The sequence below is a fragment of the Streptomyces boncukensis genome (assembly GCF_011045075.1).
Lineage (GTDB): Bacteria > Actinomycetota > Actinomycetes > Streptomycetales > Streptomycetaceae > Streptomyces > Streptomyces boncukensis.
In genome coordinates this window covers 1-5,581 of sequence record NZ_JAAKZZ010000480.1, presented here as the reverse complement: position 1 = coordinate 5,581, position 5,581 = coordinate 1, and the positions used below count along the sequence as shown (strand labels likewise).

Annotated in this window: 2 protein-coding genes; one reads left to right on the top strand and one right to left on the bottom strand. The window is 73.6% G+C overall.

All coding sequences use genetic code 11. The features are described from left to right. Positions 1-6 precede the first annotated feature (6 nt). Complete coding sequence (locus G5C65_RS30065; protein WP_241266164.1) at positions 7-837, bottom strand: sensor histidine kinase; 831 nt, start codon at positions 835-837, stop codon at positions 7-9. 286 nt (positions 838-1,123) lie between these two features. Here G5C65_RS30065 and G5C65_RS30060 point away from each other — a divergent pair, with 286 nt between their 5' ends. Beyond that, positions 1,124-5,539: a beta-ketoacyl synthase N-terminal-like domain-containing protein gene (locus tag G5C65_RS30060; RefSeq protein ID WP_338146735.1), complete on the top strand. Its 4,416-nt coding sequence runs from the start codon at positions 1,124-1,126 to the stop codon at positions 5,537-5,539. Positions 5,540-5,581 lie beyond the last annotated feature (42 nt).

Here is a 5,581-nt window from a genome sequence, read left to right as displayed (position 1 = left end):
GCAGCGTCAGCTGTGTATAAGCGACAGGGTGGGCGGGCTCTCGCCGGGGCTGTCCCGCAGCACGCCGATGACGTCCCGCAGGTCGCGCAGCACCTGGTGCGCGGTGCCGCGGATCACCGAGGCCGCCTGCGCCACCTCCTCCGGCTCGGCGTCCTTGCGGTACTCCAGCGCCCCCGCGTGCATGCTGAGCAGCGAGATCCGGTGCCCCAGCACATCGTGCATCTCCCGTGCGATGCGCCTTCGTTCGAGGTCCTGGGCGCGCTCCTCGCGCAGCACGGCGTCCGCCTCCGCCTGCCGCACCCGCTCGTTGAGGGAGACCACGAGCTGACGGCGGGCCCGCACGAACATCCCGAACATCAGCACGGCCGCGTAGACCAGCACGACGCTGGGGAAGTTGCTCCACTCACCGGGCACGAACGCGCTGTAGAGCGCCTGGGCCACCGAGTGCGCCAGGCCGACCGCGACCGGGATCAGGAAGTGCCGGTGCACGGCGACGGTGAACAGGGCGATCAGCGCCGCCATCGCGGCCATCGAGGACGCCACGGCCAGCGGCAGCAGCAGGATCGCGGTCACCAGCGGGGCGCGCCGTCTGAACCACACCGCGACGCAGGAGAACGCGCCGGTCACCACGTTGAACAGGGAGAAGTCGACGCTGAGATAGACGAGCACGGCCCATGAGCAGGTCAGCAGGATGGCGCTGACGTCGACGAACCAGTCGCGCGGGGTGCGGTACCCGCGGAAGTCGTCGCCGTCGACGGGCAGTCGCAGTGTCGCGGGCAGCAGCCACTCGCGTTCCAGCTTGTGGCACACATCGGGGCCCCACTTATGTGCCTGCATCACCCGACGCACGGTAGCAGTATGCCGCTTGGGGAATGAGTGTGTGCAAGGCCACTCGACGCCAACCCCTAGTCGACTCCCCAGCCTCCCCTAGCGGACCGCCGCCCACACGCCCGCACGGCAATGTAGGGGTTGGGGTCCGCCGCGCTGCGCTGTTAGATGTCTGCGGGTGAATTGTCTCGCCTGTTCAATTCACGCGCCCGGTCCAGAGACGCGGGTTCAGCCTTGTTCACCTCGGTCATGGAGCGTATTTGTGGGCGATTTGGATTTCGCATCCGTTCCCGCTGTGAGAGAGGCGACCGCGGAGCCGGTCGCTGTAGTCGGCATGGGGTGCCGCCTGCCATCGGCGGCCGACCCCGCCGCGTTCCGGCAACTGCTCCGCGAGGCCGGCAGCGCGATCCGGGACGTGCCGGCCGACCGCTGGACGCCCCTCGCCGACACTCCCGGCCGCGGCGCGTTCCTCGACGACGTCGCCGGCTTCGACGCGGGGTTCTTCGGCATCTCGCCGCGCGAGGCGAAGATGATGGACCCGCAGCAGCGGCTGGTCCTCGAACTCGCCTGGGAGGCGCTGGAGGACGCCGGTGTGCCGCCCGAGCGGCTGCGCGGCCTGGACACCGGGGTGTTCGTGGGCTCGATGGCCGACGACTACGCCGCGCTGCTCCAGCGGGGCGGCCCCGACGCCGTCACCCAGCACAGCCTCACCGGACTGCACCGGGGCATCGTCGCCAACCGCGTCTCGTACGCGCTCGGCCTGCGCGGGCCGAGCATGACGGTGGACGCCGCACAGGCGTCGGCCCTCGTCGCCGTGCACCTGGCCTGCGAGAGCCTGCGGAGCGGCGAGTCCGCCGTCGCCCTGGCCGCCGGTGTCGCCCTCAACCTCGCCCCGGACAGCGCGCTCACCATGTCCCGCTTCGGCGCGCTCTCCCCCGACGGCCTGTGCTACACCTTCGACGCCCGCGCCAACGGCTTCGTCCGCGGCGAGGGCGGCGGCCTGTTCGTGCTGAAGCGGCTGCGGGACGCCGAGGCCGACGGCGACCGGATCCACGCCGTGATCCTCGGCAGCGCCGTCAACAACGACGGCGCCTCGACGGGGCTGACCGTGCCGGACGCGGGGGCGCAGGCCGCCGTCGTCCGCGCCGCCTGCGCGGGCGCCGGCATCGACCCCGCCGACCTCGGATACGTCGAACTCCACGGCACCGGCACCCCGGTCGGCGACCGGGTGGAGGCCACGGCGCTCGGCGACGTCCGCTCCGGCGCCGACCGCCCGCTGCCGGTCGGCTCGGTGAAGACGAACATCGGCCACCTCGAAGGCGCCGCCGGTATCGCCGGCCTGCTCAAGACCGTGCTCAGCGTCGAGCACGGCGAGCTGCTGCCCAGCCTCAACTTCGTCAGCCCCGGCCCCGACCTCCCGCTCGACGAGCTGGGGCTGTCCGTGCAGACCGAGCTCAGCCCGTGGCAGGGACGGCGCCTGGCCGGCGTCAGCTCCTTCGGCATAGGCGGTACGAACGCGCATCTGGTGGTGACGACCGCGCCCGAGCGCCCGCGCCCGGCGGCCGCCGACGCGCTGCCCGCCGTGCCGTGGGTGCTGTCGGCCCGGAGCGAGTCGGCGCTGCGCGACCAGGCGGCCGCGCTCCTCGCCCACCCGGCCGCGGCCGGGCGCCCGGAGGACACCGGCTGGTCCCTGGCCACGGCCCGGACGCACTTCCCGCACCGCGCGGCCGCCACCGGCACCGGCCCCGAACTGACCGCCGGGCTGGAGGCGCTGGCCGCGGGCGAGACCGCGCCGAACACCGTCCGCGGGACCGCGGCGGACTCCCGCCGCCCGGTCCTGGTCTTCCCCGGCCAGGGCACCCAGTGGGTCGGCATGGCCCTCGAACTCCAGGACTCCGAGCCGGTGTTCGCGGCCCGGATGGCCGAGTGCGCCGAGGCGCTCGGCCCGTTCGTCGACTGGTCGCTCACCGAGGTGCTGAGCGACGAGGACGCGCTGGCCCGGGTGGACGTGGTGCAGCCGACGCTGTGGGCCGTCATGGTGTCGCTGGCTCAGCTGTGGCGCTCCCGGGGCGTGGAGCCCGCGGCGGTCGTCGGCCACTCGCAGGGCGAGATCGCCGCCGCCGTCGTGGCCGGCGCGCTGTCCCTGGAGGACGGCGCCCGCGTGGTCGCGGTGCGCAGCCGCGCCATCCTGGCCATGGCGGGCACCGGCGGCATGCTCTGGCTGCCGCTGGCGCGCCCCGCCGTCGACACGCTGATCGGCCGCTGGGACGGCCGGCTCTCCGTCGCCGCCGTCAACGGCCCGTCGTCCACGGTCGTCTCGGGCGACGTGGACGCGCTGGACGCGCTGGCCTCCGAGGTCGAGGGAGCGAAGCGGATCGCCGTCGACTACGCCTCCCACTCGGCGCACGTCGAGCGCATCGAGACCGAACTGCGGGACCTGCTGGAGCAGGTGCGCCCGCGCGAGGCGGACGTCCCGTTCCACTCCACCGTCGTCGGCGGGCCCGTCGACACCGCCACGCTGGACGGCGCCTACTGGTACCGCAACCTGCGGCAGACGGTGGAGTTCGCGACGGCGGTCCGCGGTCTGGTCGCCGCCGGGCACACCACCTTCGTCGAGGCCAGCCCGCACCCCGTGCTGACCGTGGGGATCGAGCAGATCCTGGAGGAGACCGAGTCCGAGGGCGCCGCGTTCGGCACCCTGCGCCGCGGCGAGGGCGGGCCCGACCGCTGGGCGGCGGCGCTCGCCGAGGCGCACGTCCACGGCCTCGACGTCGACTGGAGCGCGGTCTTCGGCGACACCGGCACGGTCGTCGACCTGCCCACCTACGCCTTCCAGCGGCGCCGGTACTGGCACGACGACGAGACCGTCGTGACCGAGCCCGCCGTCCCCGACGGGATCGAGGGCCGGCTCACCGGGCTGAGCGAGGCCGAACAGCGCCGCGAGCTCCTCGACCTGGTGCGCGCGCACACCGCGGCCGTCGTCGACCACCCCGGCGCGGACGCCGTCGAGGTCGCCCTGACCTTCCGGGAGCTGGGCTACGACTCGCTCACCGGCGTCGAACTGCGCAACCGGCTCGCCACCGCCGTGGGCCGGCGCCTGCCCGCCACCCTCATGTTCGACTACCCGACCCCGGCGCGCGTGGCGGAGTTCCTGCACGCCGAGCTCTTCGGGAGCCAGGAGGCCGCGGCGGCCCCGGTGGCGGCAGCGGACGACAGCGACCCGGTCGTCATCGTCGGCATGAGCTGCCGGCTGCCGGGCGACATCGACTCGCCCGAGGCGCTGTGGCGGCTGCTGGAGCACGAGGGCGACGCGATCTCGTCCTTCCCCACCGACCGCGGCTGGGACCTGGCCCGGCTCGCCGCCGGCTCGGGCCCCGGCACCAGCTACGTCCACCAGGGCGGCTTCCTGCACGAAGCGCCCCTGTTCGACGCCGGCTTCTTCGGCATCTCGCCCCGCGAGGCCACCGCGATGGACCCGCAGCAGCGGCTGCTGCTGGAGACGTCCTGGGAGGCCATCGAGCGCGCGGGCATCGACCCGACGTCCCTGGGCGGCAGCCGCGCCGGGGTGTTCGTCGGCGCCATGGCACAGGACTACGGCGGCGACCAGCACGACGCGCACGGCGGCTACGAGGGCTATGTGCTCACCGGCACGACGGGCAGCGTCATGTCGGGCCGTATCGCCTACGCACTCGGCCTGGAGGGCCCCGCGGTGACCGTGGACACGGCGTGCTCCTCGTCGCTGGTGTCCCTGCACCTGGCGGCGCAGTCCCTGCGCCAGGGTGAGTGCTCGGTCGCGCTCGCCGGCGGCGTGACCATCATGGCCGAGCCCAGGATGTTCAGCGAGTTCTCACGGCAGCGGGGCCTGGCTCCGGACGGCCGCTCCAAGCCGTTCGCGGCGGCGGCCGACGGCACGAGCTGGGCCGAGGGCGTGGGTGTGCTGGTGCTGGAGCGGCTGTCGGACGCGCGGGCCAACGGGCACCAGGTGCTCGCCGTGCTGAAGGGCTCGGCCGTCAACCAGGACGGCGCCTCCAACGGCCTGACCGCGCCCAACGGCCCCTCCCAGCAGCGAGTAATCCGCGAAGCACTGGCCAACGCGGGCCTGTCCGCGACCGAGGTCGACGCCGTGGAAGCCCACGGCACCGGCACCCGTCTCGGTGACCCGATCGAGGCCCAGGCGCTCCTGGCCACCTACGGCCAGCAGCGCGAGCAGCCCCTGCTGCTGGGGTCGGTGAAGTCGAACATCGGCCATGCCCAGGCCGCCGCGGGTGTGGTGGGCGTGATCAAGATGGTGCTGGCGATGCGGCACGAGATGCTGCCGGGCACGCTGCATGTGGACGAGCCGACGCCCGAGGTGGACTGGACGGCCGGCGATGTGGAACTGGTGACACAGCAGACCGCGTGGCCCGCGGTCGACCGCCCCCGCCGGGCAGGCGTCTCCTCCTTCGGCATCAGCGGAACGAACGCACACGTCGTCCTGGAACAGGCACCCCCCGAACCAGCCGCCCCCGAGCGCACCGCGCAGGAGATGCCGGTGGTGCCCTGGGTCGTCTCCGCACGCTCCCAGAACGCCCTGCACGACCAACTCGCCCGCCTGACCACCCTGGACGCCGACCCCGTCGACATCGGCTGGTCCCTGCTGACCACCCGCACCCACTTCGAACACCACGCCGTCCTCCGTAGTGGCGCCATAGGTCGGCGAGGGAGACCATGACGGCCCGCAGGGCGGGTTGGACGATGTCGACGTGTTCGAGGG

Excerpts from the sequence above, each read along its gene's own strand:
- G5C65_RS30065 (WP_241266164.1), bottom strand. The coding sequence starts at position 837 with ATGCAGGCACATAAGTGGGGCCCCGATGTGTGCCACAAGCTGGAACGC.